Source organism: Nonomuraea sp. C10, assembly GCF_008017515.1.
Classification (GTDB): domain Bacteria; phylum Actinomycetota; class Actinomycetes; order Streptosporangiales; family Streptosporangiaceae; genus Nonomuraea; species Nonomuraea ferruginea.
Genome location: NZ_VPFF01000001.1, coordinates 4,349,655 through 4,375,435, shown reverse-complemented (window position 1 = coordinate 4,375,435; position 25,781 = coordinate 4,349,655). Strand labels below are relative to the sequence as shown.

The window sequence follows — 25,781 nt, the reverse complement described above, 5'->3', positions numbered from 1 at the left end:
TCCTCGACGCCCCGGCGCACCCCGTCTTGTAGGCCATCCTCCACGCCGGCGGGCGAGATCAGAAACTTGGTGAAGGTGTGGAGATGGCTCGCCACCTCATCGGTAACCCGCTGCGTCTGCCCGCCCAGGCCGACGGCTCGCGAGTCGCTTCGTCCGGGAGAGATTCGTGCGGAACTGACGTTTCCTCCTCGGGCTCCTGGTTCGCCTCGCTGAGCTATTGGTCGGGCCTCAGGTCAGAACCTGGCGACAAGCACGCCCTGCAGGATTTCGAACCTGATGACTTCGTACATCTTCGAGGGTCGCCGACTCGGGCACTCGCCCCAGAAGCCTCGATTCGAACCGGAGCATGACTCCTGACAGCAGGCCGTGCGAATGGGGCAAAGCCCTGGCGGATGGCGGTCGGCGGGGAGCGAGTGGACGCCTGAGTCGATACTGCACCTGGAGTCCTCTGCTGAGGCCGTGCACCTTGGTCCCTCTCGACCGCCACCCGTCAGTTGCTCCTCTTCACCAAGATCGTGGTGTGAGCCAGCCGCAGGAGAGAGAGGCTGGCTGCTTCACCAGCTTCCCGGGCCTGGTCGATCTGACCGGTGCCCGGGTTTTCGCCGAGCTTGGCGGCGACCGCTTCGCTTCGCCGACGCCCCGCGACTTGAAGGCGTATGCGGGGTCGGCGCCCATCACCCACGTCTCCGGATAAGGGCGTGGGCGTCTGGACACGTGACGATTGAGTGGTCTCGGCAGGAGGTCCTGGTGGCGGTCAGGACGCGCTTGCTACGTCCGGGCGCTGTGACGAAGGGGTACTCCGCCGTCGATGTCGTGGCGGAGCCCGACGCCATGTTGGTGATCTTCCGCTGGCGGCGAGACCCGAACGTCTACGCCATCAAGGTCGAGTTTCCGGCAGCGTCGAAGAGCCCGTGGACTGGCCTGCTGGCGTCCTCGATCGATGGATGGGCCACAGACGTCGAATATCTCCTTACGGAGGAACTCGATACCCGACTGGTCCGTCGGAGCCGCCGGACGGTCCGGGAGGGCCACGTCCTGTTGGACATCCGCGATGCTCCCGGCCCCTGGCCCGCGGGGTTCTTCATCAGCCTGGTCCTATGCGGTGACGACGTCGTGCTCCTCCTGCGCCAGTTGAAGGACGACTGGGAGAGCGCCTGCGGCATCCGGAGGTCGCCGCCGGCGTCGGTTCTCCCACATGCGGCCAAGCCGGGCCGCTGGCTGGCCGAGGAGGGGATGGATATCACTGTTCCCCGGCGGCTGATCGTCGAGGCCAGGCTTGCCTGCTGGCTTCAGGCCTACGCCGACAACGCCCGCGGGAGACCTTTCGTCGGTCATGCAGTCGCATCCTGGCAGGACAAGCGGCACACCATCGCCCGTCTCGACGTGGTGCACGTCCAGCCCGGCATCACATCAGAGGTACGCGAGGCGCTGGTGCCTGTTGCGGTCCGCGAGGTCGCCGAAGCTGGTGCCCTGCGCGTGGTCACGGCGATCGACGACCCGAGCTCCGTGGACTGGGGTTCCGGCCCACGGACTATGGCGGCCTTATGCTCCACACCAGGGAGCGCTGAACCGCAGATCGGATGTCTGCGACCGTCGGATTAGAAGTCCGTGGATCACCGTGTCGGGTGATGTCGAGCCTCGCCGCTTTCTGACATTACTGCAGGTAGGTGCTACGTGAGTGGGACCGGACAGTGTCGGAAAGACCGTGGTGAAGCGGGGGTGTCCGAGACTGCCGGTCCCCCTACGGTCCCCCAAACAATGGGCGTCGCGATCGTGGCGGCAGCCGTAGAAGGTTGTCGACCGCGAGCACAGGGCCGATGTTTCACGTCCCGGCGGCGTGGGCCCAGCCTCCACACGCGGAAAGCGCCGACGAGATCGAGGTCGGATGGTGCTAGCAATCACGGTAAGGGATTGCTGGCCACCAGTTAGGGCAAACGCTGGCCGCTCACCTGGACGTCGGCGCATCCCCGCACTCGGGCGGGACTGTCACTTGTGCGGGGCCGGCGGTGAGCACGCCCACCTGGTAGTGGCCGACCTGGGACCATCCCCGCTCGCGCGGGGCTGACGCTGGAGAACCTGGCCGTGCTGGCGAGGGTGAGGGCGTCCAGCGGCTTCGAGATGGACGTGACGGCCAGGTGCTGAGTGGCATGCCATCACTGCTGGCATGCCACTCGGGACATCCACTAGTTGCTGGTCTATTGTTGTTGCAATATATATGCAGTTACGTAGCTGGGGAGATAACTCATGGGTGAGTACACCCTTCCAGACATGCCGTACGACTATGCGGCCCTGGAGCCCGCCATCACCGGCGAGATTCTTGAGCTGCACCACGCCAAGCACCACGCCGCCTACGTCAAGGGCGCCAACGACACGCTGGAGAGGCTGGCCGAGGCTCGCGACAAGGGCGAGTTCGACGGCCTGGTCGGACTGGAGAAGACGTACGCCTTCAACCTGTCCGGCCACGTCCTGCATACGATCTTCTGGCAGAACCTCTCGCCCGACGGTGGCGACCGCCCCGACGGGGAGCTCGGTGAGGCCATCACCGAGCACTTCGGCTCCTTCGAGGCCTTCCAGAAGCAGCTCACCACGGCGACCACGATGGTGCAGGGGTCCGGCTGGGGTGTGCTGGCCTGGGAGCCTCTCGGCCGCCGCCTGGTGGTGGAGCAGGTCTACGACCACCATGGCAACGTCGGCATGAACACCACCCCGCTGCTCGTCTTCGACGCATGGGAGCACGCCTATTACCTGCAGTACCGCAACGTGCGCCCGGACTACGTCGAGAAGCTCTGGGGCCTGATCAACTGGAATGACGTCATCGCCCGTTACGACGCCGCCCGCGGCGCCTGACGTCCCCATGCCAGCGACGCCCGCCCAGTCACAGCTTGGTCCGCCGGGCCGGGCGGGCGCCGCTTCCCTGAGGATCTGTCTCGTCCCGGCGCACGAGGCGCACACCTTCCTGGCCGGCGTGGCGGAGGTCGCGGGTCAGGTCTTCACCCTTCCCCCTTGGGGCGAGCCGCTCGACGAGGCGCGCGCGGTCGCCGAGCGCCTGGCCGGCGACACGCAAGCACCAGGGTTCACCTTCGCCGCCGCCCTGCACGGCGATCAGCTCCATGGCTTCGCCTACGGCGTGCGCTGCTCCCGGTTGGCCTTGCTCGCTTCACGGGTGCCACGTCGTGACTTCACCCTCAAAGAACTGGCCGTCGCGCCTCAGGCACGCGGATTCGGAGTCGGCAGGATCCTGCATGACATGATCCTGGCCGCGGCTCCGGCGACCTCCTGGTGGCTGGTCACCCACACGCGCGCCGATGCGGCGCTCGCCCTGTACCGAAGGCGCGGCTGGCGCGCAGCAGCGCTGCACCCGGGAAAAACCGGAACCAGGTTGATCATGTTCCGCGGGCATGGCCCGTCTCGCCATAGAGATAGATCTCAGCAGGAGGTTCAGCCTATACCGAGGCCTACATCACCTTGATGCAACTTGATTGCAATTGCACCATATAGGCAGAATGGGGTGCTTCGCCCACCTTTGTTCGAACTCACCACCGGAGCTTCACCGCATGAGCCGCCCCCGTTCCACCGCCATGACCCCCACGTCGCCGAAGGCGGTGGCCGGATCATGAGGAAGCTGCTCGTCCTGGCGGCGGCCCTGACGCTGACCGCCTGCTCGCAAGCACCCGCCGCCCAGGAGCCCGCCCAGCGGGCGGCGCCGCAGGCCGGCTTCCCCGTCACGGTCGAGAACTGCGGGCGCACCCTCACCTTCGACCGGCCGCCGGCCAAGGTGGTGACCGGCTACCACCCGTCCCTGGAGACCCTGTTCGCGCTCGGCCTCGGCGACCGGATCGCGGGGCGGACGAACTTCTCCGAGAGTGCGTTCCTGCCCGGTCACAAGGAGCAGTACGACAAGATCCCGGAGATCTCCGACACGATCATGATGCCGCAGAAGGAGATCATGCTCTCCCAGGGCGCCGACTTCATCGTGGACAACCAGATGGCCAGCTTCGACGCCGCCGGTGGTTACGCCACCGTGGAGGAGCTGGACGCGGCCGGCAGCCCCGTCTACATCCTGGGCGGCTGGTGCAGCCCCGAGGAGGTGCTGCAGTTCACCCTCGACGACACCTTCGACGACCTGCGCAACCTCGGCAAGATCTTCGGCGTCTCCGACCGCGCCGATAAGCTGATCAGCGAGCTGCAGGCCCAGCTGGACGACGTCAAGAAGCGCGTCGAAGGCCGCACCCCGGTCAAGGTCCTGGCCACCGACGGCGGCAAGGGCCCGGTCAACGCCTACGGCGGCTCCGGCATCACCCACCAGATGATCACCCTGGCCGGCGGCGAGAACGTCCTGGCGGACGTCAAGGGCGACTACACCGAGGTCAGCGCCGAACAGGTCAGCGCCTCCCAGCCCGAGGCCGTCCTGATCAGCGACTACTCCACGCTGCGCGGCGAGGACATGCCCAGCTCGCCCGCCAAGGCCGCCGAGACCTTCGCCATCGTCAAGAACAGCCCGGCCGCCAAGGAGCAGCGCTACCTCGCCGTGCCCGTCGCGGCCCAGCATCCCGGCTACCGCAACCTCCTGGCCGTCACCGACATCGCCAGGTTCCTGCACCCGGACGCCTTCACCCAGTGACCAGCACCACCCGGCAGAGCCCGGCGCTGATCTCCAAGATGTACGGGGTGCGCGCTGTGCGGCGGACCCAGCTCGTCTTCGAACGGCTCAAGGAGGAGCAGTGATCCCCCGACTGCTGGCCCTGTCACCGTCCATCCGGTGGCGCCTGGCCGGACTCGTACTGTTGCTGCTGTCCATCACCGCCACCTACGTCGGCCAGGGCGTCCTCGTCGCCCAGGCGCTGGCCCGGATCTTCGCCGGCCGGGACGCGGGCTCCATTGTCTGGCTCGTCGCCGGCGTCGTCGTGCTGCAACTCGCCCGGAGCGTCGCGCTGGCCGTGCGTGAATCCGTCGCGCTGCGCACCTCGGCCGCGGTCAAGGCCGAGCTGCGCCGCCGCCTCACCGGCAAGCTGCTCCGGCTCGGCCCCGCCCACGCCCAGCGCGGACGCACCGGCTCGTCCCAGACCACTTTGGTGGACGGCATCGAGACCGCCGACGCCTACATCGGCAGGTTCCTGCCCCAGGTGATCGCGTCCGTCCTCGGCGCCGTCGCCGTGACCGCGTACCTGTTCACCCTGGACGCGCTGGTCGGCGGCGTGGTGCTGGCCTGCGCCCTGCTGCTGCCCGTCGTGCCGCTGGTCTCCGACCGCGTCCTGCGGGACCGCAACGCCGCGTGGTTCAGCGGCTACAAGGGCCTGTACGCCGAGAACCTCGACGCGTTGCAGGGCATGGCCACGCTCAAGGCGTTCAACGCCAGCGGCCGGCGCGGCGCCGAGCTGGCCGGGCTGGCCGACCGGTTCTGCCGCGACTCCATCCGGCTGATGGCCGTCGTCGTCGGGTACGTCGGCGGCGTCGCGTTCGTCATCGGCCTGGGCACCGCGGTCGCGCTCGGCGCCGGCGCGCTCCGGCTGGCCGCGGGCGAGCTGACCGTCACCGAGCTGCTGATCATCCTCCTGCTCACCGCCGAGAGCTTCCGGCCGCTGAAGGAGCTGGAATCCGCCTACCACGCCAGTTACACCGCCGTCCCGTCGCTCAAGGCCGTCTTCGAGATCCTCGACACCCCCGAACCGGCGCAGGGCACCGCCCGGCTCGGCCTGACCGGCCCGCCCTCCGTGTCCTTCGACGGTGTGACGTTCACCTACCGCGACCGCGACCGGCCCGCCCTGGACGGATTCTCCCTCGACCTCGCGCCGGGCGAGCGCGTCGCCCTCGTCGGCCGCTCCGGCGCGGGCAAGACGACGGTCGCCTCCCTGCTCCTGCGGTTCTTCGACCCGGAGTCCGGACGGGTGGCCGTCAACGGCGTCGACGTCCGCGAACTGCCCCTGGAGCGGCTGCGCTCGCTGGTCGCCGTGGTGTCCCAGGACACCTACCTCTTCCACGGCACCGTGCGCCACAACCTCGCGCTCGCCCGCCCCGACGCCACCGGCGAGGAGGTCGAAGCCGCCGCCCGCGCCGCCCAGGCCCACGACTTCATCACCGCCCTGCCCGACGGCTACGACACCGTCGTCGGCGAGCGCGGCCTCAAGCTCTCCGGCGGTGAACGCCAGCGCATCGCCATCGCCCGCGCCCTGCTCAAGGACGCCCCGATCCTCATCCTGGACGAGGCCACCTCCAGCGTCGACGCCGCCAACGAGTCCGCCATCCAGGACGCCCTGGACACCCTGTCCGGCGGCCGGACCACGCTGATGATCGCCCACCGGCTGTCCACCGTCCAGGCCGCCGACCGGGTCATCGTCATGGCCGACGGCCGCATCGCCGAATCCGGGCCGCCGCGTGAGCTCCTGTCCGGCCAGGGAGCCTACGCCCGGCTGGTCGCCGCCCAGAACGGAGCCGCCCGATGAGCACCGCCACTGCCACGCTCACCCGTACCGGCGGTTCCCGGTTCCGTCCGATCCTGGCCCTGCTCGGCCCGCACCGCCCGCTGCTGCTGATCGCGATCGCCAGCGGCATCGCGCATCACCTGGTCGTCCTCGCCTCGGCAGGTGTCGGCGCCTGGGTGGTCAGCCGCGCCATCACCGGAGCCACCCCCGAAGATCTGCGCGGCGGCCTGATCGCGCTCGGTCTCCTTTTGCCCTTCCTGGCCCTCACCCCATGGCTGGAGTCCTACCTCGCCCACGTGGCCGCCTTCCGCGTGCTGGCCGACGTGCGGGGCCGCGTCTACAGCGCTTTCGAACGCCTCGCGCCCGGCTACCTGCTGCAGCGCCGCTCCGGCGACCTCGGCAGCGCCGCCATCTCCGACGTCGAGCAGTTGGAGCTGTGGTTCGCGCACACCCTCAGCCCGCTGATCAGCGCCGTCACCGTCCCCGTGGCCGCGCTGACCGCGCTGGGCGTCTTCCACCCGGCCCTGGCGCTGGCCCTGGCGCCCGCGCTGATCCTGCTCGCCCTCCTGCCCGCCTGGCTGCGTCAACGCGCCGCCGACCAGGGCGCGCGGCTCCGCGCCCAGCTCGGCGAGCTCAACGCCGAAGCCGTCGACACCCTCCAGGGGCTCCGCGAGCTCCTCACCTCGGGGGCGGGGGACCGCCAGCTCGACCGCCTGCACGAGCAGGACCGGCGGCTGCTGGAGGCCAGACTCGCCCACGGCCGCCGCTCCGGCCTCGAACACGCCGTCACCAACGCCGCCACCACGCTCGGCCTGCTCGCCGTGCTCGTCACCGCCGCCCTGCTCGTGGCGGCGAACGCCCTGGAACCGGCGCTGTTCCCCGTCGCGGTGGTGCTGGCCGCCGCCACCTTCGCCCCGGTCATCGCCGTCACCGACGTCGCCCGCGACCTCAGCCTCGTCACCGCCGCCGGCGACCGCATCATGACCATCCTCGGCACCCCGCCTCCCGTCACCGACCGCGTCGACGCGCCGCCGCCCGGCGCCGTCGAACCGCGCGTCCGCTTCGACACGGTCCGCTTCCGCTACGGGCCGGAACTGCCCGAAGCGCTCGCGGGCGCGACCTTCGACATCGCCCCCGGAGAGACCGTCGCCCTCATCGGCCACTCGGGCGCGGGCAAATCCACCTGCGCCAGCCTCCTCATGCGGTTCTGGGACGTCACCGCCGGCGCGATCACCATCGGCGGCCACGACGTCCGAGACTTCCCGCAGGAGGACCTGCGCCGCCTGATCACGCTCGTCCCCCAGGACGTCTACCTGTTCAACATCCCGCTGTCCGACAACATCCGTCTCGGCCGGCCCCACGCCACCGACGACGAGGTCGAGGCCGCCGCCCGCGCCGCGCACGCCCACGAGTTCATCACCGGCCTGCCCGACGGCTACGACACCCTGCCCGGCGAGCTCGGCGCCCGCCTGTCCGGCGGGCAGCGCCAGCGCATCGCCATCGCCCGCGCGCTGCTCAAGGACGCGCCCGTCCTGATCATGGACGAGGCCGTCTCCAACCTCGACGCCGAGAGCGAGCAGGAGGTCGCCGCCGCCATGACCGCCGCCCGCCACGACCGCACCACCCTGATCATCGCCCACCGCCTGTCGACCATCCGCACCGCCGACCGCATCGTCGTCCTGGACGGCGGCCGCGTCGCCGAGACCGGCGCGCACGCTGAACTCCTGGTGACGGATGGCGCGTACACCCGGCTCCTGGCCACCCAGCTCACGGGCTGAGCACACCAGGCACATACGTGCACCCGATATCCGCCGACCCGGAGGCCGGCCGCACCCACGTGACCGGGACCCGGGACAGGCCTGGGATCGGGCCACGGTCGTCACCTCGGTCGCTTGGCCTTGGCGCCGGCCAGTTCATAGGCCGATGCCGATCAGCAGCGACCCCACCACGGCCACCCAGATTCAGCTCGGCAACCCGCCGCTCCCTGCTGCGGCGTAGGGCTCACCGAGCTTTCCGGCGTGGCCGGGGCAAGTGCGGCGGAGGTGACAATCGAGCTCGGTTCGGTGGTGGGCGTTGACGACTCATGCTCTGTCTCTGCCGAGGACGGAGGTGGAGGCTGGCCCTTGAGGGTGAAGGGAATCTCACCCTGGATGTGATGGTTTTCGAGTCGGGGCACTACCACTCGATGCCCTTCTGCCCCTCCTGGCCGGCGTCCATGGGATGGCCCACCTTGCCCAGCACAGCACGCTGCTGACTCGGGGTGAGACCGCGTTGAGCACCAGCGCCAGCTTGAGCTCATCCAGCCCGACGACCGCGCTGAACGGATATGGAACGATCAAAACAGGACCTTCCGGTTGACGTGAGCGACCCGCCAGCCGTCCCGGGTGATGGCCAGCTCGGTGGTGGACAGGGGAGCGAGGTCGAAGCGGGCGGCGCCCAGCGGGCCGAGCCCGAGCGCGTGGCCCAGCGCCGCCCGGATGGTGCCGACGCCGCAGACCACGACTCCTTCGGGCTCCTCCCGTACGCCGTCGAGCCAGCGCGCCACCCTGGCGGCGTGCGCGGTCAGCGGCTCGCCGCCGTGCGGTGCGGCGTCGGGGTCGGCCAGCCACCGGGCGATCGCGTCCGGCTCCTGCTCCGCGACCCGCTCGTACGGCAGTCCGCGCCACCGGCCGCAGTCCGCCTCCCCGAGCGCGACGGCCTCGCACGCTGCCAGCCCCAGCGCCGCGGCGGTCTGCCGCGCGGCCCGTACGGGAGCGGTCCAGGCCGTCGTGACCCCGGCGAACCCCGCCGGCCCCAGGCCGACGTCCGGAGTCCCGGCGGTTCCCCGGGCGGGCTTCGTGAGTGCGGTGGCTCTGGTCAGGCCCGCCGTGTCGGCGTCCTCGTCGGTGGGGAAGCAGGCGGCCCGCGTCCCCGGCGTGGTGGCGTGCCGGACGAACAGCACCTCAGCTCGGCGCGGCGGCACCCACGGGAGCCGCCGCGCCTCGTGCCGCCCGGTCGCAGGCCCAGCCGAACAGCGCGCCGAAGACCGCCCAGAAGACCAGCTGCGTGCCGATCGAGGCGAGCCTGAACTCCCACAGCAGCGTGGCGGGGAAGCCGTCGGGCACCTCGTCGACCGTGGGCAGCAACAGCCACGCGGCGACCACCGGCACGAGGAACGCGGCCACCACGGCGACCCACCGGGGCCACCCGCCCGCGTGGACGCGGCGGGCCGTCGCCACCGCGATCGCCGCCGCGGCCAGCCCGACGAGCACCATCACCACGTACAGCAGGGTGCGGCTGTTGATCGTCGCCGGATCGCCCACCGCAGGCGGATTAGCCGGATATTTCAGGAAGGGAACGAGGATGACCGCGACGAACGCCGTCCCCGCCGCCGCCAGCGCCAACCGCCCGTCCGACCGCGGCCCGACCCGCCCGCGCAGCCCGGCGAACACGAGCGCGAAGATGCCGCCCACCGCCAGCCCGTACAGCCCGGTGGCGAGGAACAGCCCGGCCTTCTGCGCCGGCCTGCTGACCTCGGCCTCCTCGCCGTGGCTGTGCCCGTGCCCGTCCGCTGAAGCGGGCGCCGGCGCCGCGGCCTCCTCCAGGGCGATCGCCGCGTCCACCTGGGGTTCCCCGAAGGTGAAGGCGAATCCGCCCGCGATCAGTCCGGCCAGGAGCCCCAGGAGCAGGCCCCTGACCACGAAGGTCCGTACCACGCCGGCCCCTAGTGGCACGGCACGCCGAGCAGGTGCCGCCCGTCGTGCATCAGTTCGTGCAGGAAGGCACCCATCTGCGAGACCGCGCCGTTGTCCATCAGGACCAGGTACGCCACGAGCAGCAGCACGGGCACGGCGAGCAGCCAGGGGCGAAGGTGTGGAAAGGGAACAGTCGACGGGGTGGACAGCCCGCTCATCGATCCTCCTCAGGGTGACGCGTCCCATGTAACGAGGTCACGGCGGCCAAGCGACCTGGCTCCCGGGATCTACGTCCCGGATACAGTGGCGCGTCCGCACCGGCATCTCACCGGATTTCCCTTGGACGACCGTGAATCCACCGGAACGTATCCTTTTCCCCTGTTCGCGTCAATGCGCCCAGGTCGTCCCGCAGGCGCAGGAACACATATGAGACGATGCCGGACGTAGGCGACGGCGGAACGAGGAAGCCGGTGTGAATCCGGCGCGGTCCCGCCACTGTGACCGGCGAGCGGACCCCGAACACGCCACTGCCCGTACGGGTGGGAAGGCCGGGGCGAGCGTCGACCCGGGAGCCAGGAGACTCACGCGGTCGCCTCCTCGAAGGAATTGGGGCGGATCTCCCCAAGAGAGGACGGTGGCCGCCATGCCACGACGCCGACGCGACGCCATTTCCCCTGCTCGGTGCGCGGGCCTTCTTGATCGATCCCGCCCCGCCACTCCGGTCAGGAAAGGCCCCGCCCATGACGAGCCCACGCTCGCTCCCTGTCACGCTCCTGCTGATCATCGGGCTGATGACGGGGTGCGGCACCGCGCAGCCCGCGGCGTCCCCGCCGCCGTCCACCCCGTCCACCGTCGCGGGTTTCCCGGTCACCGTGACCAACTGCGGGGTGACCACCACGTACCAGCGGCCGCCACGGCGGGCGGTCACGATGAACCAGCACGTCACCGAGATCATGCTGGCGCTCGGGCTGGAGAAGTCGATGGCCGGCACCGCCTTCCTCGACGACCGCATCCCGCCGCAGTACGAAGCCGCCTACAACAGCGTCAAGGTGCTCGCCGAGGAGTATCCGTCGTACGAGGTCCTGCTGTCGGCCGAGCCCGACTTCGTCTACGGCGGATTCCGCAGCGCCTTCGATGAGGAAGGGCGGGGCCGAGAGGCGCTGGAAAAGGCCGGGATCGACTCGTACCTCAGCCTGGAGGCCTGCCCGGCCGGCCCGGTGACCACCGATCTCCTGGAGGAGGAGATCCGTACGATCGGCCGGATCTTCGGCGTGAGCGACCGCGCCGAACAGCGCGTCGCGGAGATGCGCGCCGTGCTGGAAGGCGTCGAGGAGAAGGTGCGCGGCGCCGAGCCGGTCAAGGTCTTCGTGTACGACAGCGGCGACAAGACCGCCTTCACCGCGGGCGGAGCCGGCATCGGCAATGACATGATCAGCCGGGCCGGGGGCGTGAACCTCTTCGCCGACCTGGGCAAGGCGTTCGGCGACGTGTCGTTCGAGCAGGTCGCCGACCGCGCGCCCGAGGCGATCGTCATCTACGACTACGGCGATCAGTCGGTGGCGGACAAGAAGACGTTCCTCCTGTCCAACCCGGCGCTCAAGGACGTCCCGGCGATCAAGGAGCAGCGGTTCGCGGTGCTGCCGCTGTCGGCCACGGTGCTCGGCGTCCGGGTGCCGGAAGGAGTCGAGTCGCTGGCCGGGCAGCTCCACCCGGACCGCTTCTCGTGACCGCGCTCGCCGCGGTGCCCCGGAGCGGCGCGCGGCTGCCGTACCCGCTGGTCCTGATCCTGCTCACGGCCCTGCTCCTGGTGGCCGCCACGGCCGGGATCGCGGCCGGGTCCGTCCCGCTGGCCACCGGTGAGGTGTGGGGCATCCTCGTCCACCGAGCCATGCCCGCGCTCGTCGAACCCACCTGGCCGCCGGTCAGGGAGACGATCGTGATGGACGTGCGGGCGCCGCGCGTGCTGCTGTGCGGCGTCGCCGGGGCGGCGTTGTCGGTGTGCGGGATGGCCCTGCAGGCCCTCGTGCGCAACCCGCTGGCCGACCCGATGCTGCTGGGCGTCTCGTCCGGGGCGAGCGTCGGCGCGGTGCTCGTCCTGGTCCTGAACCTCACGGTGTTCGGCGCGTTCTCGCTGCCGCTGGCCGCCTTCGCGGGAGCGCTGGGAGCGCTGACACTGGTGTACTTCCTGGCCCGCTCCGGCGGCCGGATGACCACGGTACGGCTCGTCCTGGCCGGGGTGGCGACCGCCGAGGTGCTCTCGGCGATCGCCGGCTACCTCATCATCACCTCCGGCGACCCGCGCAAGACCGAGTCGGCGATGCGCTGGATGCTCGGCGGCTTCGGCGGCACCTCCTGGGACCTGGTCCCGATCCCGGCCGCGGCGGTGCTGCTTGGCACGGTGACGCTGCTCGGCGTGTCCCGCCCGCTCAACCTGCTGCTGGCGGGGGAGGAGGCGGCCGCCTCCATGGGCCTGAACGTGCACCGCTTCCGCGCCTGCCTGTTCGTCCTCGTCGCCCTGATGATCGGCGCCGTCGTCGCGGTCAGCGGCTCCATCGGGTTCGTCGGCCTGATGCTCCCGCACATCGTGCGCCTGCTGGTCGGCGCCGGCCACCAGCGCGCGCTCCCGGCCGCCGCCCTGCTGGGCGCGGCCTTCCTGATCGCCGCAGACCTGGCGGCACGTACGGTGATCGCTCCGGAGGAGATCCCGGTCGGCATCCTGACGGCGCTCGTCGGCGGCCCGTTCTTCCTGTGGCTGATGCGGCGGAAGGCGGCCTGGTGACGCCGGCCTGGCCGCTGAGGGCGGCCCGATGAGGCCCGGACACCTTCGCGCCGAGCACGTGGGCGTCGCCGTCGCGGATCGCGACCTGGTCCGCGACGTCGTCCTCGACGTGACGCCCGGCGAGGTCGTCGCGCTGACCGGGCCCAACGGCGCGGGCAAGTCCACCCTGTTGCGCACCTTCTACCGCGCCCGGCGCCCCACCTCGGGGCGGGTGCTGCTCGACGGCGAGGACATCTGGCGGATGAGCGGCCGCCGGCTCGCGCGCCGGCTCTCCGCCGTCGTCCAGGAGCCGCCCGGGGAGTTCGAGCTGACCGTGTACGAGGTCGTGGCGATGGGCCGCAGCCCGTACAAACGAGCTTTCCAGGGCGACGACGCCGCCGACCGGCGGATCATCATGGACGCCCTGGACGCGCTCGACGTCACCGCACTCGCCCAGGCGCCGTTCGACCGGCTGTCGGGCGGGGAGAAGCAGCGCGTCCTGATCGCCCGCGCCCTGGCCCAGCGGACCGGCACGATGGTGCTCGACGAGCCCACCAACCACCTCGACCTGCGCCACCAGCTCGACGTCCTGCGGCTGGTGCGCGGCCTGGGCGTGACCGCAGTGATCGCCCTGCACGACCTCAACCTCGCCGCGGCCTTCTGCGACCGGATCTGTGTGATGCGTGCCGGACAGGTCGTCGCCGACGGCCCGCCCGCCCAGGTCCTCACCCCGGCATTGCTGACCGAGGTGTACCAGGTCGCGGCGGATGTACACGCCCATCCCCGCACCGGCGTCCCGCAGATCAGCCTTCACCCCGACCAGGAGAGCCCTTCATGACCCCTCCACGCTCCGCCTCACCCGCCGCACTCGGCGAAGCGCTGAGTGGCATCGCCGGTTTCGGTCCCTTCTTCGTCCTTAACACGGGACCAGGTCAAGGGGAGTGGCGGCCGGTCAAGGAGGTCTACGCCGCCGGCTTGGCCCACCTGGTGGCGGACCGTGCCGCGTGCTACGGCACCGGTGAGACGCGCATCGCCGCCTCCATCGTGCAGCTCGGCCACGCCGCGCGGCTGTGGTCGGTGATGCTCGGCTGCGCCGTCGCACACGGCGTCGTGCCCGACCTGTCCGGGCTCCGGCAGGAAGCCGAAGGGCCCAGCCTCCGGCTGGCGGTACCACGCGGCTGGCACACTCCCGAGGATGACGCGCTCGCGCCGCTGCTCTACCGCATCGTCATGGACGAGCATCTCGTCCCGCTGGCGGCGGGGTTGCGCGTCAAGGTCGCCGCCGGGCTGCTGCACGGCAACGCCGCCTCCGCCCTGGCCGAGGCCGCGCGCGAACTCGTACGGGCCCGTCCCGACCTGAGGCAGCCCGCCACCGACCTCGCCCGGCGGCTGCTCGACATCGGCGATCTGCGCGGCAAAGGCGCGTTCACCGGCCCCGACCTGTCGTTCCGTCGCCGCACCTGCTGCCTTTACTATCGCGTGCCGGGCGGCGGGAAGTGTCCCGACTGCTGCCTGGCACGGTAGCCGGCGACCTCCTCTGGAGGGCGGCTGTGGACCGAGGCGGGCCCCGCGATACGCTCAGCAGGCCAGTCGTACTCCATCACGTGGAAGCCAGGGAATCCGGTGCAATTCCGGAGCTGACGCGCAGCGGTGAGGGGACGGGAAGGACACGCCGGCAACGGCGGCCACTGGACCTCCAGGTCTGGGAAGGTGTCCTCTCCCGGATGATCCGAGTCCGAAGACCTGCTGGTGCTGACGACACCCGTCGTCGGGTCATGGTGGGTCCCGCGTATGGACCCGGACTCTGAACAAGGTGAATGACTCCGGATGAACCGGTTTCGACCAGACCATTGCCCGGGCGTACTGCGTCCCTGGTCCGCCGCCGACGGGCTGCTGGTGCGGTTGCGTCTCCCCGGCGGCAGGGTCTCCGCGAAGTCGCTGCACGCCCTCGTCGAGGTGGCAGAGCGGTACGGAGACGGGCACGTTCACGTGACCACCCGCACCAACCTGCAGGTACGTGCCATGCCCGCCGTTCCCGGCACCGAATGCCTGCCTGACGAGGTGCTCACCGCCTTGGAGGCGACCGGCTTACTGCCCAGCCGGTCCCACGACCTGTCGCGCAATGTGATGGCGTCCCCGCAGACCGGGCTTGCCGGTGGCCGAGCCGACCTGCGTCCCGTGGTCGACGCCCTGGACACCGCGCTGTGCGGCGATCCCGAGCTGGGGCGGCTGCCCGGACGGTTCCTCTTCGTCCTCGATGACGGTCGCGGAGATCTGCTGGATCGCTCGTGCGACCTGGGCCTGGTGGCTCTCGGCGACGGGTCGGCCCAGCTCCGGGCCGGCGACGGGTGGGGCCCTGTCGTGTCTGTGCGGGACGCGCACGCGCACCTTGCCGATCTCGCCAGGCTCTTCCTCGATGCGCGCGGTGCGGGCCCGGACGCTCCCTGGCACGTCGTCGAACTGCCTGAACCGCTGGTCGAACCGGTGCCCCGATCCCGTGGCGTCCCCGGTGCGGCCCCGCCTTTGGCCTTCGGCCCTGTGCCCGGAGGCGTTCACCGGCCGGTGCCGGCGGAAGGCCTGGACCGCGCCGCGGTGGAACGCCTGTGCGCCGCCGCCCCCGAACTCGTCGTCACCCCCTGGCGTGGCATCCTGATCCCCGAGGAAACCCGATGAACCCGATGTCCGACAACCGGCCGCGTCGACCGAGCCGCCGCTATGCGTACGTCGACCGCGGAACCGAGATCTACCTCGACTCGTTCGCGATGATCCGGCGTGAGGCCGATCTGTCCAAGGTGCCGGCCAACGCCGAGAAGCTGGCGGTCCGGATGATCCACGGCAGTGGTCAGGTCGACCTGACCGACGACCTCGTCATCGACCCGCGTCTGGTGCCCGCCGCCCGCGCCGCGCTCGCCGCGGGAGCGCCGATTCTCTGCGACACCACCATGGTCATGAGGGGCGTGACCCGCAGCCGTCTGCCCGCCGACAACGAGGTGATCTGCACCCTCGGCGATCCGCGGGTGCCCGGCCTCTCCGAGGAGTGGGGGACCACACGCACCGCTGCGGCCGTCTCGTTGTGGGAGCCGCGCCTGGAGGGCGCCGTGATCGCGATCGGCAACGCTCCGACCGCCCTGTTCCATCTCCTGGAGATGCTGGCCGACGGGGCGCCCCGCCCGGCCGCGGTCGTGGGCTGCCCGGTCGGCTTCATCGGCGCCGCCGAGTCGAAGCAGGCGTTGCAGGACTTCGCCTCCGGCCATGGGATCGACATCCCGTTCGTCACCGTGCGGGGCCGTCGCGGCGGTTCGGCGATGACGTCGTCCGCGCTCAACGCCATCGCCCAGGAGGCGGAATGAGCACCGTGACGGCCCCAGGCAGGTTCGCCGGGGTGGGCGTCGGCCCCGGAGACCCCGAACTCCTCACCCTCAAGGCCGCCCGGCTGATCGGGCGGGCCGACGTGATCGCCTACCACTCGGCCCGCGGCAGGCAGTCCAACGCACGGAGGATCGCCGCCGGACTGTTCCCCGCCGGGGTCGTCGAGGAGCAGTTGGTCTACCCGGTGACCACGGGCGCCACCGACCACCCCGGCGGTTACACCGGAGTGCTGGCGGAGTTCTACGAGGAGTCTGCGGCACGACTCGCCGTGCACCTCGACGAGGGACGGAACGTGGTGCTGCTCGCGGAGGGCGACCCGCTGTTCTACGGGTCGTACATGTACATGCACGATCGTCTCTCGGAGAAATATCCGACCGAGATCGTGCCGGGGGTTCCCGCCTTTCTCGCTGCGACGGCCGCGACCGGGAGCCCGTTGGTGCGCCAGACCGACGTGCTGACGGTCCTGCCCGGCACCCTGCCCGAGTCCGAGCTTGCCCGCCGTCTCGCCGACACGGACGGCGCGATCATCATGAAACTGGGCCGTACCTTTCCCGTCGTACGCCGTGCCCTGGCCGCGGCCGGTCGCCTCGACCACGCGCTGTACGTCGAGCGGGCCTCCATGCCTGAGCAGCGGTGGCAGCCGGTGGCCGACGTGGACGAGACGAAGGTGCCGTACTTCTCGCTGATCGTCGTCACCGGGGACAGCCTCAACGGCCGACGCTCCCGGGACGCCTCCGAGGCGGCCGAGGCCCGGGTCCCCTCCACCGGAGCGGCCGAACTGCTCGTCGTCGGGCTCGGTCCCGGTCCCGACGGCTGGCTCACTCCCGAGGCCGCCGCCGCGCTCGCCGAGGTCGACCACGTGGTCGGCTATGGCCCGTACATCAACCGGGTGCCGCAGCGCCCCGGCCTGACCCGGCACGCGTCGGGCAACACCGTCGAGGTGGACAGGGCCAGGTTCGCTCTCGAACTCGCGCGACGCGGCGAGAAGGTCGCGGTGGTCTCCGGCGGCGACGCCGGGATCTTCGGGATGGCGGCCGCGGTCTTCGAAGCGGCTGAGGACCCGGCCTTCGCCGAGGTGTCCGTGCGTGTCCTGCCCGGCGTCAGCGCGGTCCAGGCGGTGGCGGCTCGCGCCGGAGCTCCGATCGGCGCCGACTTCGCTGTGCTGAGCCTGTCGGACAGGCTCAAGCCGTGGGAGGTCATCGAGAGGAGACTGCGCGCCGTCGCCGAGGCCGACCTGGTCCTGGCGGTCTACAACCCGGCCTCGCGCAGCCGGACCGGGCAGGTCGCAACCGCTCGAGACGTGCTGCTGAAGTACCGGAGCCCCGACACCGTCGCCGTGGTCGGGCGTGACGTGGGCCGTGCCGAGGAGTCGTTGACCGTGACCACCCTGGGTGAGCTGGATCCGGCGGCCATCGACATGAAGTGCCTGCTGATCGTGGGCGCCTCGTCGACCCGCGTCTCCTCCACCGGAGTCTGGACCCCGAGGTACGTCCGGTGACCGTCAACTTCGTCGGCGCCGGACCTGGCGCGGTTGACCTGCTGACCGTACGCGCCGCCCGGCTGCTCGCCGAGGCCGATGTCGTCCTCTTCCCCGGCACCTACCTCGACCCCGGCGTGCTGGCGCACTGCGGCCCGGATGCGGTGCTCCTGGACACCCAGGACCTGGACCTGGACCTGGACGAGATCACCTCTCTCCTCGTGGGGGAGGCGAGGGCGGGCCGACGGGTCGTGAGGCTGACGTCGGGCGACCCGTCGCTGTACTCGGCGCTGCACGAACAGACCCGTCGCCTGGACGCCGCGGGGGTCGCCTGGCAGGTCACGCCCGGCGTACCCGCTTACGCCGCGGCCGCCGCGCGGGTGGGCAGCGAGCTGACGGTGCCGCTCGTCGCCCAGTCAGTGGTGCTGACCCGTACCCGTGCCCGCTCCACACCGATGGGGAAGGGCGAGTCATTGACCGACTTCGCAGCGACCGGGGCGACCCTCGTGCTGCACCTTGCGATCACTCGAACCCGCGAGCTGATGGCGGAACTGGAGCCGGTGGTCGGTGCCGACTGCCCGGTGGTCGTCGTGTACCGCGCCAGCCAACCGGGGGAGCTGGTGCTGCGCGGGACGGTCGGCATGGTGGCGGACCTGGTCGAGGAGGCCGGGCTCCGGCAGGCGGCGGTGATCCTGGTCGGACGGGCCCTCGCCGACGCCGACCGGCGAGGAGGAGGGGAGTCCTACCTCTACAGCGCCGAAAGAGACCGGTCGACGAAAACTTTCGGTCTCAGAGACTGAGACTCCACTGTGTCACGGTGCGCGCCGGCGTCCACCCGGTGAAGCCCCCCACGGGGCGGGCGGTCTCCACCGCGATCCGGGTCAACTCCCCGCCGTGGGTGCGAAACGCGTCCGCGAGCAGCTGCTCGGTCTCCAGGGTGACACCGTGCGCCACCAGCCGCCCGCCCGGCCGCAGGGCCGCCAGGCAGGCGTCGAGTACGCCGGGCCTGCTCGCCCCGCCCCCGATGAAGACCGCGTCGGGGGTGTCGAGGTCCGCGAGTGCGCCGGGCGCCCGCCCCTCGACGACGCGGAGGTCCGGTACGCCCAGTCGGACGGCGTTGCGCGCGATCCGGGCGGCGCGCGCCGGGTCGGCCTCGACGGCCGTCGTACGACACGTGGGGTGCGCCCGAAGCCATTCGATGCCGACCGATCCCGCTCCCGCCCCGATGTCCCACAGGTGCTGGCCGGGCGCGGGGCGGAGGCGGGCCAGCGCCGAAGCGCGCAGATCGCGTTTGGTGAGCTGGCCGTCGTTCTCGAAGACGTCGTCAGGCAGACCCGCGACCCAGGACGAGGTCCAGCTGATGCTCGTCGCCGGGATCTCGACGGCCAGCACGTGCAGGGCGGGGACCGCGTCGGAAGGCATGTCCGTCCACTCACGGGCCGTTCGGGTCACGCGGGACTCCCTCGGGCTGCCCAGGTCGCCCAGCAGCGTGATGGCCGCGTCCGGATTGCCGGTTTCCACCAGCAGTTCGGCGACGATCGCCGGTGTCTCGGGACCGGAGGTCAGCAGGAGCAGCCGCCGCCCAGGGGCGACCTCGCGCAGCAGCCGGGCTTCGTGGCGGCCCACCAGGGTCACCACCACCGACTCCTCGGCCGGCCAGCCCATGCGCGCCCGGGCCAGAGCAGGCGAGGAGACCGCGGGGAGGACCCGTACGTCGTCGGCGCCCAGGACCCGGATCAGGGTCGTGCCGATGCCCGACAGCATCGGGTCGCCAGAAGCCAGGGCCACCACACGGCGCCCGCGCACCTCCTCCAGCATCGCCGGCAGCCCCTCGGCCAGTGGCGAAGGCCAGGGCAGACGCGTCTGACCGGCCACCTCGGGGACGACCGCCAGGTGGCGGCGGCCTCCGAGCAGTATCTCGGCGTCTCGGACCAGCGCGGCGGCGGTCTCGTCGAGACGTCCGTCCGCGCCGACGCCGACGACGGTCAGCCGGGGCCTGTGGAGAGGGTCTGTCGAATCGGGCACGTCACGGGAGGCTATCGTGGTGGTCAACGTGAGGTGCCCCCGCGCCCAGCCATCGGAAACGGTGGGGAAGGTCAACGGGGAGAATCTGGGAAGCCGGTGAGATTCCGGCACAGGCCCGCTGCGGTGTATCGAGCACTCCTCGTGAGCGACTCGACAAGTCCGAAGACCGGCCTCGCGTAGCCACTGATGTATGGCCTAGCGAGCGGGAGCCTCACACGTGCCAACGAAGTACCCCTTTTCTGCCATTGTCGGGTGTGAGTACGACCCCACGACCGCCTCCGGCCTCGGCGATATGGGCCTCGCCCTCGTGCTCACGGCGATCAGTCCGGAAATCGGCGGCGTCCTCGTCCGCGGGGAGAAGGGGACCGCGAAATCGACCACCGTCCGCGGCCTCGCCGACGTCCTCCCGTGGATCGAGGTGTACGACGGCGACCGCTTCTCCGTCGACCCGCACGATCCGGCCGAGCCGTCGCCGGACGGCCCTTTCGGCTCCGGTGCCGAAGTGGTCGGCAGGCCGGTGCGACTTGTCGAGTTGCCCGTCGGAGCGACCGAGGACAGGGTGCTCGGGTCGCTGCACCTGGAGAAGGCGCTCACCACGGGAGCCGTCGAGTTCGAGCCGGGGCTCCTGGCCCGCGCGCACCGCGGAGTCCTCTACGTGGACGAGGTCAACCTGCTCCACGACCACCTGGTGGATCTCCTGCTGGACGCCGCCGCGACGGGCCGGGTCACCGTCGAGCGCGACGGGGTGTCGCTGGGCCACGCTGCCCGCTTCGTACTGATCGGCACGATGAATCCCGAGGAGGGGGAGCTCCGCCCTCAGCTGCTCGACAGGTTCGGTCTGACCGTCGAGGCGGCCGCCCCTCGCGACCCGAAAGCGCGCGTCGAGATCGTGCGCCGGCGCCTCGCGTACGACCGCGATCCCGCGGCCTTCGCGGCCCGCTACGCCGGCCGTCAGGAGGACCTGACCCGCCGGATCGCCGAAGCCCGCGCCCGGCTCGACGGCGTGCTGCTGGGCGACGCCGCGATGTTCAAGATCGCCGAGGTCTGCGCGGCGTTCGAGGTGGACGGTCTGCGTGCCGACATCGTCACGGCCCGCACGGCCGTCGCCCACGCCGCCTGGGCGGGCCGCCGCGAGGTGACCCGAGGCGACATCCGGGCGGCGGCCCTGCTGGCGCTGCCGCACCGCCGCCGCCGGAACCCGTTCGACGCCCCCGGCATCGACGAGGACCTGCTCGACCGGGTGCTCGGCGACGACGAGCTGCCGCAACCCCCGGAGCCGCAGGGCGGGGACGCACCCGGCGAGGCGCCGGTCGAGGAGCGGGCCGAGAACCGGCCGGAGGAGCCCGGCGACCAGCCCGCCGACACGGCCCCCGAGACGGATGCCGAACCGACGAGGGAACCCGAGCCCGCCACCGATCAGGACGCCCCCCGACGGCCTGCGCCGCCCGCTCCCACCGCCATGGGGGGCGCGACCACCGACCGAGCCCGGACGGCGTACCGCCCCCGGCTCTTCACCGTCGACGGCGTCGGCCAGGGCAGGCCCGGTCGTCGCAGCCGGGCTCTGAGCTCCAGCGGACGCAGGGTCGGCAGCGGCACGGGCACCGGCTCGCTCCACCTGGTCGAGACGCTGCGCGCCGCCGCGGAACGCCACGCCGTCCAGGGCACAGGCGCCGTCGGCGACAGGACCGGCCGACGTGTCGTGCTGCTCCCCGTCGACCTGCGCGTCGCCGTACGGGAGGGCCGGGAGGCCAACCTGCTGCTCTTCTGCGTGGACGCCTCGGGGTCGATGGCGGCACGGCGCCGTATGGTCCAGGTGAAGACCGCGATCCTCTCCCTGCTCACCGACGCCTACCGCCGCCGCGACAAGGTCGCGCTGATCAGCTTCCGCGGTGACGGCGCCGCTCTCACCCTGCCGCCGACCGGGTCGGTCGAGGTGGCCGCCGCCCTCCTCGACGAACTCCCCGCCGGAGGACGCACGCCGCTGGCCGAGGCCCTCGTGGAGGCCCAGCGGGTGCTGCGCCGGGAACGGCTGCGCGACGCGCGCATGCGTCCGCTGCTGGTCCTCGTCACGGACGGCCGCGCCACCTCCGGAGCCGACGCGGTGGCCCGCTCCCGGCAGGCCGCCGACGGCCTCGCCGCCCTCGGGGTGCCGAGCGTCGTCGTCGACTGCGAGGACGGCCCGCTCAGAATGGGGCTCGCCGAGGTGCTGGCCGGCCACCTGCGCGCCGAACACGTGCCGATGGCCCGGGTCAGCGCCGACAGGCTCGTGGACGTCGTCACCGGCCGGGTCGCCTGATGGGCGTGCTCGAAGCCCTGCGCCCTGGAGCGGTCGTCCTCGTCGGCGGCGGTCCCGGCGACGCGGGACTCATGACCGTCGCCGGCCGCGCCGCCGTCGAACAGGCCGACGTGCTGCTGGTCGACCACCTGGCCCCGGCCGGAGCGCTGGAATGGGCCAGCCCCGACGCCGAGATCGTGGACGTCTCCAAGATGCCGCGCGGCGCCTTCACTCCGCAGGAGCGGATCAACGAGCTCCTCATCACCCATGCGCGGGCCGGCCGACGGGTGGTGCGGCTCAAAGGCGGCGACGGGTTCGTGTTCGGACGCGGCATGGAGGAGCTCATCGCCTGCTCCGAGGCGGGAGTGCCGGTGCGCGTCGTGCCCGGAGTCAGCTCCTCGGTCGCCGTTCCGGCGCTCGCCGGCATCCCGGTCACCCACCGCGGGCTGGTCCAGGGATTCAGCGTGATCTCCGGCCACGTCCCGCCCGACCACCCGGAGAGCACCCTGGACTACGCGGCGCTCGCGGCCTCCGGAACGACGCTCGTGGTGCTCATGGGCGTCGCCAACCTGGCCGCCATCACCAAGTCGCTGCTCGTGCACGGCATGGACGCCGACACCCCGGCGGCCGTCGTCGCGCGCGGCGGCCACCCGGACCAGGAGGTCCTGACGGCTCCTCTGCACGACATCGCCCGAGTGGCCGCGTCCATCCGTCCACCCGCCGTCACCGTCATCGGAGAGGTGGCCCGGTGGGCCTCCCTCACATACGAGGAGGAGACCCACTGATGCCCCAGGGACAGCCACTCACCGTGCCCGACGACGGTCTCACCACCCGGCAGCGCCGCAACAGGCCGCTGCTGATGGTCCACACCGGCGATGGAAAGGGGAAGTCCACCGCAGCCTTCGGGCTCGCCCTGCGCGGGTGGAACCAGGGGTGGAACATCGGAGTCTTCCAGTTCGTGAAGTCCGCCAAGTGGAGCATCGGTGAGCAGACCGTGCTCGAACGCCTCGGAAAGCTGCACGACGAGACGGGCGAGGGCGGGCCGGTCGAATGGCACAAGATGGGCTCCGGTTGGTCGTGGGCCAAGAAGCAGGGCGACGCCGAGGACCACGCCCGGGCCGCCGGCGAAGGATGGCAGGAGATCAAGCGCCGACTCGCCGCCGAGACCCACGACCTGTACGTGCTCGACGAGTTCACCTACCCGATCGTCTGGGGATGGGTCGACCTCGACGACGTCGTCACCACGCTGCGCGACCGCCCCGGCCGCCAGCACGTCGTCATCACGGGCCGCCGGGCGGCGCCCGAACTGCTGGAGGCCGCCGACCTCGTCACCGAGATGACCAAGGTGAAGCACCCCATGGACGCCGGACAGAAGGGGCAGAGGGGCATCGAATGGTGACCCTGCCGCGCCTGGTCATCGCTGCCCCCTCCACCGGACAGGGGAAGACCACCGTGGCGACCGGCCTGATGGCCGCGCTGCGCGATCGCGGACTGCGGGTCTCCGGTCACAAGGTCGGCCCCGACTACATAGACCCCGGCTTTCACGCCCTGGCCACCGGCCGGCCCGGTCGCAACCTCGATCCGCACCTGGTCGGGGAGGAACGGATCGTCCCCCTGCTGCTGCACGGGGCCCGCGGTGCCGACGTGGCCGTGATCGAGGGCGTGATGGGCCTGCACGACGGGCGGATCGGCACCGACGGGTTCTCCTCCACCGCGCACGTCGCGCGCCTGACCCGTACGCCGGTGGTGCTGGTCGCCGACATCGCCCGGATGTCGCGCTCGGCCGGTGCGGTGGTCGCCGGCATGGCGGCATACGACCCGACGGTGGACGTGGTCGGCGTGATCCTCAACCGGGCGGGCTCCGCGCGCAACGTCGCCGAGGTCGAGCGCTCCCTGCGTCTGCCGGTGCTCGGCGTCGTGCCGCGCGACGACTCGATCTCCTCGCCGTCCCGCCACCTCGGCCTGGTGCCGGCGGCCGAGCGCGACGGGTCCGCGGCCGCGGTGGCCCGGCTGGGCGAGTGGATCGCCCGGCACGTCGATCTCGACGCGGTGCTGGAGACGGCCCGCACGGCGCCCGGGCTGGACGTCGTGCCGTGGGACCCGAGCGCCGAGGTGCGTCCCGTCGCCGGGGAGGCGCCCGTGGTGGCGGTCGCGGCGGGCCGGGCGTTCACGTTCGCGTACGCCGAGACGGAGGAACTGCTCACCGCCGCGGGGTGTCGCGTTGTGCCCTTCGATCCCCTGACCGACGGGTCGCTGCCGGCCGGCACCCGCGCACTCCTGCTCGGCGGCGGCTTCCCCGAGGTGTACGTGCGGCAGCTCGCCCGCAACGTATCGCTGCTGACCCAGGTGCGCGACGCGGTCATGGCAGGACTGCCTACCGTGGCCGAGTGCGCCGGTCTGCTCTACCTGCTCAAAGCCCTCGACGGCACTCCGATGGCGGGGGTGATCGGCACCAGCGCCACGATGACCGATCGTCTGACCCTGCGCTACCCGGTGGCCAGGGCCGTGGGCGACAACCTGCTGTCGCGAGAGGGGGAGGAGGTGTCCGGCCACGAGTTCCACCGCACCGCGCTGACCCGCCCGGCGGTCGGCTGGACACCGGCATGGGATCTCGACGGCGAGCTCATCGGCGTCGCCTCGCCCACCTTGCACGCCTCCTACCTGCACCTGCACTGGGCGGCCCGGTCGTACATGGCTCAGCGGTTCGCCGAGGCGGCGGCCAAAGCCAGACCGGTGGCCGCGTCGGAGCGCACCGGCGACACGGCACGTGAGCCGGTTCCCGTCGAGCCCCTGCACCACCACGGCGACCGGGAGACCGGGCCGGGGCTGGTCGACTTCGCCGTCAACGTCCACCCCGGGCCACGACCGGCCTGGCTCACGTCCGCGCTGCTCGAAGGGGTGCGTGACTCGGTCTCCTACCCGGACCCGACACCCGCACGCGAGGCGATCGCCGAGCTGTACCGGCGCCGTACGGACGAGGTCCTGGTCACCGCGGGCGCGGCCGAGGCGTTCGAACTGGTCGCCCGGTGGAAGCAGTGGCGCCATGCCGTGGTGGTGCACCCACAGTTCACCGAGCCGCACGCGGCCCTTGAACGCGCAGGGCACCGGGTCACCGTGGTCCAGTGCCGCCCGGAGGACGGCTACCGGTTGGACCCGGCCGCGGTGCCCGACGACGCCGACCTCGTGGTGCTGGGCAACCCCACGAACCCGACAGGGATCCTGCACCCGGCCGAGGACATCCTGCGGCTGCGCCGCCCCAGGCGGGTGGTGGTCGTGGACGAGGCGTTCATGGACACGATCGAGGGGGAGACGGAGTCGCTCGCCGGTCACCGCCGCCGCGGGCTGCTGGTTGTCCGCAGCCTCACGAAGCACTGGTCGATCCCCGGGATACGCGCCGGTTACGTGCTGGGCAGCGACCGCTGTATCGCCGGTCTGGCGGCCCGGCAGATCCCGTGGTCGGTGTCGACCCCGGCAATCGCCGCCGCCGTCGCGTGCACCTCCCCGGAGGCGATCGCCGAGGCGGCACGTCGCGCCGGACAGATCGCCGAATGGAGGGAGGCCCTGGTCACCGGCCTCAGCTCGCGCGGAATCGAGGTGCTGCCCTCGCGCACCTCATTCGTCCTGGCCCGCCCCGGCCGTGGCGTCCGCGAGGCGTTGCGGCAACGCGGCGTCGCCGTACGCAGGGCGGACACCTTTCCGGGGCTCGACGCCGACTGGGTGCGCATCGCGGTGCGTCCTCCCGAGACCTGCGCCCGGTTGTTCACCGAACTCGACGCCGGCTGAC

The 25,781-nt window shown here is 71.6% G+C and carries 23 protein-coding genes and 4 riboswitches; of the genes, 19 read left to right on the top strand and 4 right to left on the bottom strand.

What is annotated here, in order from left to right; genetic code table 11:
- The first annotated feature begins 346 nt into the window (after positions 1-346).
- The 7 genes from FR742_RS46600 (at position 347) to cydC (ending at position 8,197) form a co-directional block, all read left to right on the top strand.
- The gene (locus FR742_RS46600; RefSeq protein WP_148034686.1) at positions 347-694 is read left to right on the top strand and encodes a transposase; all 348 of its coding nucleotides are present in this window, start codon (positions 347-349) and stop codon (positions 692-694) included.
- A gap of 53 nt (positions 695-747) precedes the next feature.
- A complete protein-coding gene (locus tag FR742_RS20115; protein WP_261808631.1) occupies positions 748-1,602 on the top strand; it encodes a hypothetical protein in 855 nt (284 codons plus the stop codon).
- A gap of 642 nt (positions 1,603-2,244) precedes the next feature.
- Positions 2,245-2,847 (top strand): superoxide dismutase, encoded by a 603-nt coding sequence (locus FR742_RS20110; RefSeq protein WP_148032366.1) that lies wholly within the window; start codon positions 2,245-2,247, stop codon positions 2,845-2,847.
- A 118-nt stretch (positions 2,848-2,965) separates the two neighbouring features.
- A complete protein-coding gene (locus tag FR742_RS20105; RefSeq protein ID WP_187281229.1) occupies positions 2,966-3,469 on the top strand; it encodes an N-acetyltransferase in 504 nt (167 codons plus the stop codon).
- 144 nt (positions 3,470-3,613) lie between these two features.
- Entirely contained in the window at positions 3,614-4,621 is a 1,008-nt protein-coding gene (locus tag FR742_RS20100) for an ABC transporter substrate-binding protein (RefSeq protein WP_148032364.1), read from the top strand.
- 100 nt (positions 4,622-4,721) lie between these two features.
- Entirely contained in the window at positions 4,722-6,440 is a 1,719-nt protein-coding gene (locus tag FR742_RS20095; RefSeq protein ID WP_148032363.1) for an ABC transporter ATP-binding protein, read from the top strand.
- Complete coding sequence (gene cydC / locus FR742_RS20090) at positions 6,437-8,197, top strand: thiol reductant ABC exporter subunit CydC (RefSeq protein ID WP_148032362.1); 1,761 nt, start codon at positions 6,437-6,439, stop codon at positions 8,195-8,197. The genes FR742_RS20095 and cydC overlap by 4 nt, the downstream gene beginning before the upstream one ends.
- A 557-nt stretch (positions 8,198-8,754) precedes the next feature.
- Here the strand turns inward: cydC and FR742_RS20085 are convergent.
- The 3 genes from FR742_RS20085 to FR742_RS20075 are packed head-to-tail and all read right to left on the bottom strand — an operon-like array spanning position 8,755 to position 10,311.
- The gene (locus FR742_RS20085; protein WP_222709003.1) at positions 8,755-9,360 is read right to left on the bottom strand and encodes a histidine phosphatase family protein; all 606 of its coding nucleotides are present in this window, start codon (positions 9,358-9,360) and stop codon (positions 8,755-8,757) included.
- A gap of 1 nt (position 9,361) precedes the next feature.
- Complete coding sequence (locus FR742_RS20080; protein WP_148032360.1) at positions 9,362-10,114, bottom strand: CbtA family protein; 753 nt, start codon at positions 10,112-10,114, stop codon at positions 9,362-9,364.
- 8 nt (positions 10,115-10,122) lie between these two features.
- Positions 10,123-10,311, bottom strand: coding sequence for a CbtB-domain containing protein (locus FR742_RS20075; protein ID WP_148032359.1), 189 nt, complete (start codon positions 10,309-10,311; stop codon positions 10,123-10,125).
- Between the two features lie 31 nt (positions 10,312-10,342).
- Positions 10,343-10,471, bottom strand: a riboswitch (cobalamin riboswitch).
- A 42-nt stretch (positions 10,472-10,513) separates the two neighbouring features.
- A riboswitch (cobalamin riboswitch) is annotated at positions 10,514-10,692 on the top strand.
- Positions 10,693-10,833: 141 nt separating this feature from the next.
- Between FR742_RS20075 and FR742_RS20070 the strand changes: the two genes are divergently transcribed.
- The 8 genes from FR742_RS20070 (at position 10,834) to FR742_RS20035 (ending at position 18,497) form a co-directional block, all read left to right on the top strand.
- Positions 10,834-11,820, top strand: coding sequence for an ABC transporter substrate-binding protein (locus FR742_RS20070; protein WP_148032358.1), 987 nt, complete (start codon positions 10,834-10,836; stop codon positions 11,818-11,820).
- Entirely contained in the window at positions 11,817-12,872 is a 1,056-nt protein-coding gene (locus tag FR742_RS20065; protein ID WP_222709002.1) for an iron ABC transporter permease, read from the top strand. Before FR742_RS20070 ends, FR742_RS20065 begins: the two co-directional genes overlap by 4 nt.
- A 28-nt stretch (positions 12,873-12,900) precedes the next feature.
- The gene (locus FR742_RS20060; protein WP_148032357.1) at positions 12,901-13,689 is read left to right on the top strand and encodes an ABC transporter ATP-binding protein; all 789 of its coding nucleotides are present in this window, start codon (positions 12,901-12,903) and stop codon (positions 13,687-13,689) included.
- Complete coding sequence (locus tag FR742_RS20055; protein WP_148032356.1) at positions 13,686-14,375, top strand: (2Fe-2S)-binding protein; 690 nt, start codon at positions 13,686-13,688, stop codon at positions 14,373-14,375. The genes FR742_RS20060 and FR742_RS20055 overlap by 4 nt, the downstream gene beginning before the upstream one ends.
- A 46-nt stretch (positions 14,376-14,421) precedes the next feature.
- Positions 14,422-14,617: riboswitch (cobalamin riboswitch) on the top strand.
- Between the two features lie 61 nt (positions 14,618-14,678).
- Positions 14,679-15,524, top strand: coding sequence for a nitrite reductase (locus tag FR742_RS20050; RefSeq protein ID WP_148032355.1), 846 nt, complete (start codon positions 14,679-14,681; stop codon positions 15,522-15,524).
- Entirely contained in the window at positions 15,521-16,201 is a 681-nt protein-coding gene (locus FR742_RS20045; protein WP_315970624.1) for a precorrin-8X methylmutase, read from the top strand. Before FR742_RS20050 ends, FR742_RS20045 begins: the two co-directional genes overlap by 4 nt.
- The gene (locus tag FR742_RS20040; RefSeq protein ID WP_148032354.1) at positions 16,198-17,718 is read left to right on the top strand and encodes a precorrin-2 C(20)-methyltransferase; all 1,521 of its coding nucleotides are present in this window, start codon (positions 16,198-16,200) and stop codon (positions 17,716-17,718) included. Before FR742_RS20045 ends, FR742_RS20040 begins: the two co-directional genes overlap by 4 nt.
- Positions 17,715-18,497, top strand: coding sequence for a cobalt-precorrin-4/precorrin-4 C(11)-methyltransferase (locus tag FR742_RS20035; RefSeq protein ID WP_222709001.1), 783 nt, complete (start codon positions 17,715-17,717; stop codon positions 18,495-18,497). Before FR742_RS20040 ends, FR742_RS20035 begins: the two co-directional genes overlap by 4 nt.
- On the opposite strand, the gene cbiE is transcribed toward FR742_RS20035, so the two are convergent.
- Complete coding sequence (gene cbiE, locus FR742_RS20030) at positions 18,487-19,722, bottom strand: precorrin-6y C5,15-methyltransferase (decarboxylating) subunit CbiE (protein WP_187281228.1); 1,236 nt, start codon at positions 19,720-19,722, stop codon at positions 18,487-18,489. The genes FR742_RS20035 and cbiE overlap by 11 nt on opposite strands.
- A 29-nt stretch (positions 19,723-19,751) precedes the next feature.
- Positions 19,752-19,897: riboswitch (cobalamin riboswitch) on the top strand.
- A 117-nt stretch (positions 19,898-20,014) separates the two neighbouring features.
- On the opposite strand from cbiE, the gene FR742_RS20025 reads away from it, so the two are divergent.
- Genes FR742_RS20025 through FR742_RS20010 form a run of 4 tightly spaced genes read left to right on the top strand, consistent with a single transcriptional unit; the run spans position 20,015 to position 25,780 of the window.
- Complete coding sequence (locus tag FR742_RS20025) at positions 20,015-22,018, top strand: VWA domain-containing protein (RefSeq protein WP_148032352.1); 2,004 nt, start codon at positions 20,015-20,017, stop codon at positions 22,016-22,018.
- Positions 22,018-22,782 (top strand): uroporphyrinogen-III C-methyltransferase, encoded by a 765-nt coding sequence (gene cobA / locus FR742_RS20020; protein ID WP_148032351.1) that lies wholly within the window; start codon positions 22,018-22,020, stop codon positions 22,780-22,782. The genes FR742_RS20025 and cobA overlap by 1 nt, the downstream gene beginning before the upstream one ends.
- Positions 22,782-23,396, top strand: coding sequence for a cob(I)yrinic acid a,c-diamide adenosyltransferase (gene cobO, locus FR742_RS20015; protein ID WP_148032350.1), 615 nt, complete (start codon positions 22,782-22,784; stop codon positions 23,394-23,396). The genes cobA and cobO overlap by 1 nt, the downstream gene beginning before the upstream one ends.
- Positions 23,390-25,780, top strand: coding sequence for a cobyrinate a,c-diamide synthase (locus FR742_RS20010; RefSeq protein ID WP_148032349.1), 2,391 nt, complete (start codon positions 23,390-23,392; stop codon positions 25,778-25,780). Before cobO ends, FR742_RS20010 begins: the two co-directional genes overlap by 7 nt.
- Position 25,781 lies beyond the last annotated feature (1 nt).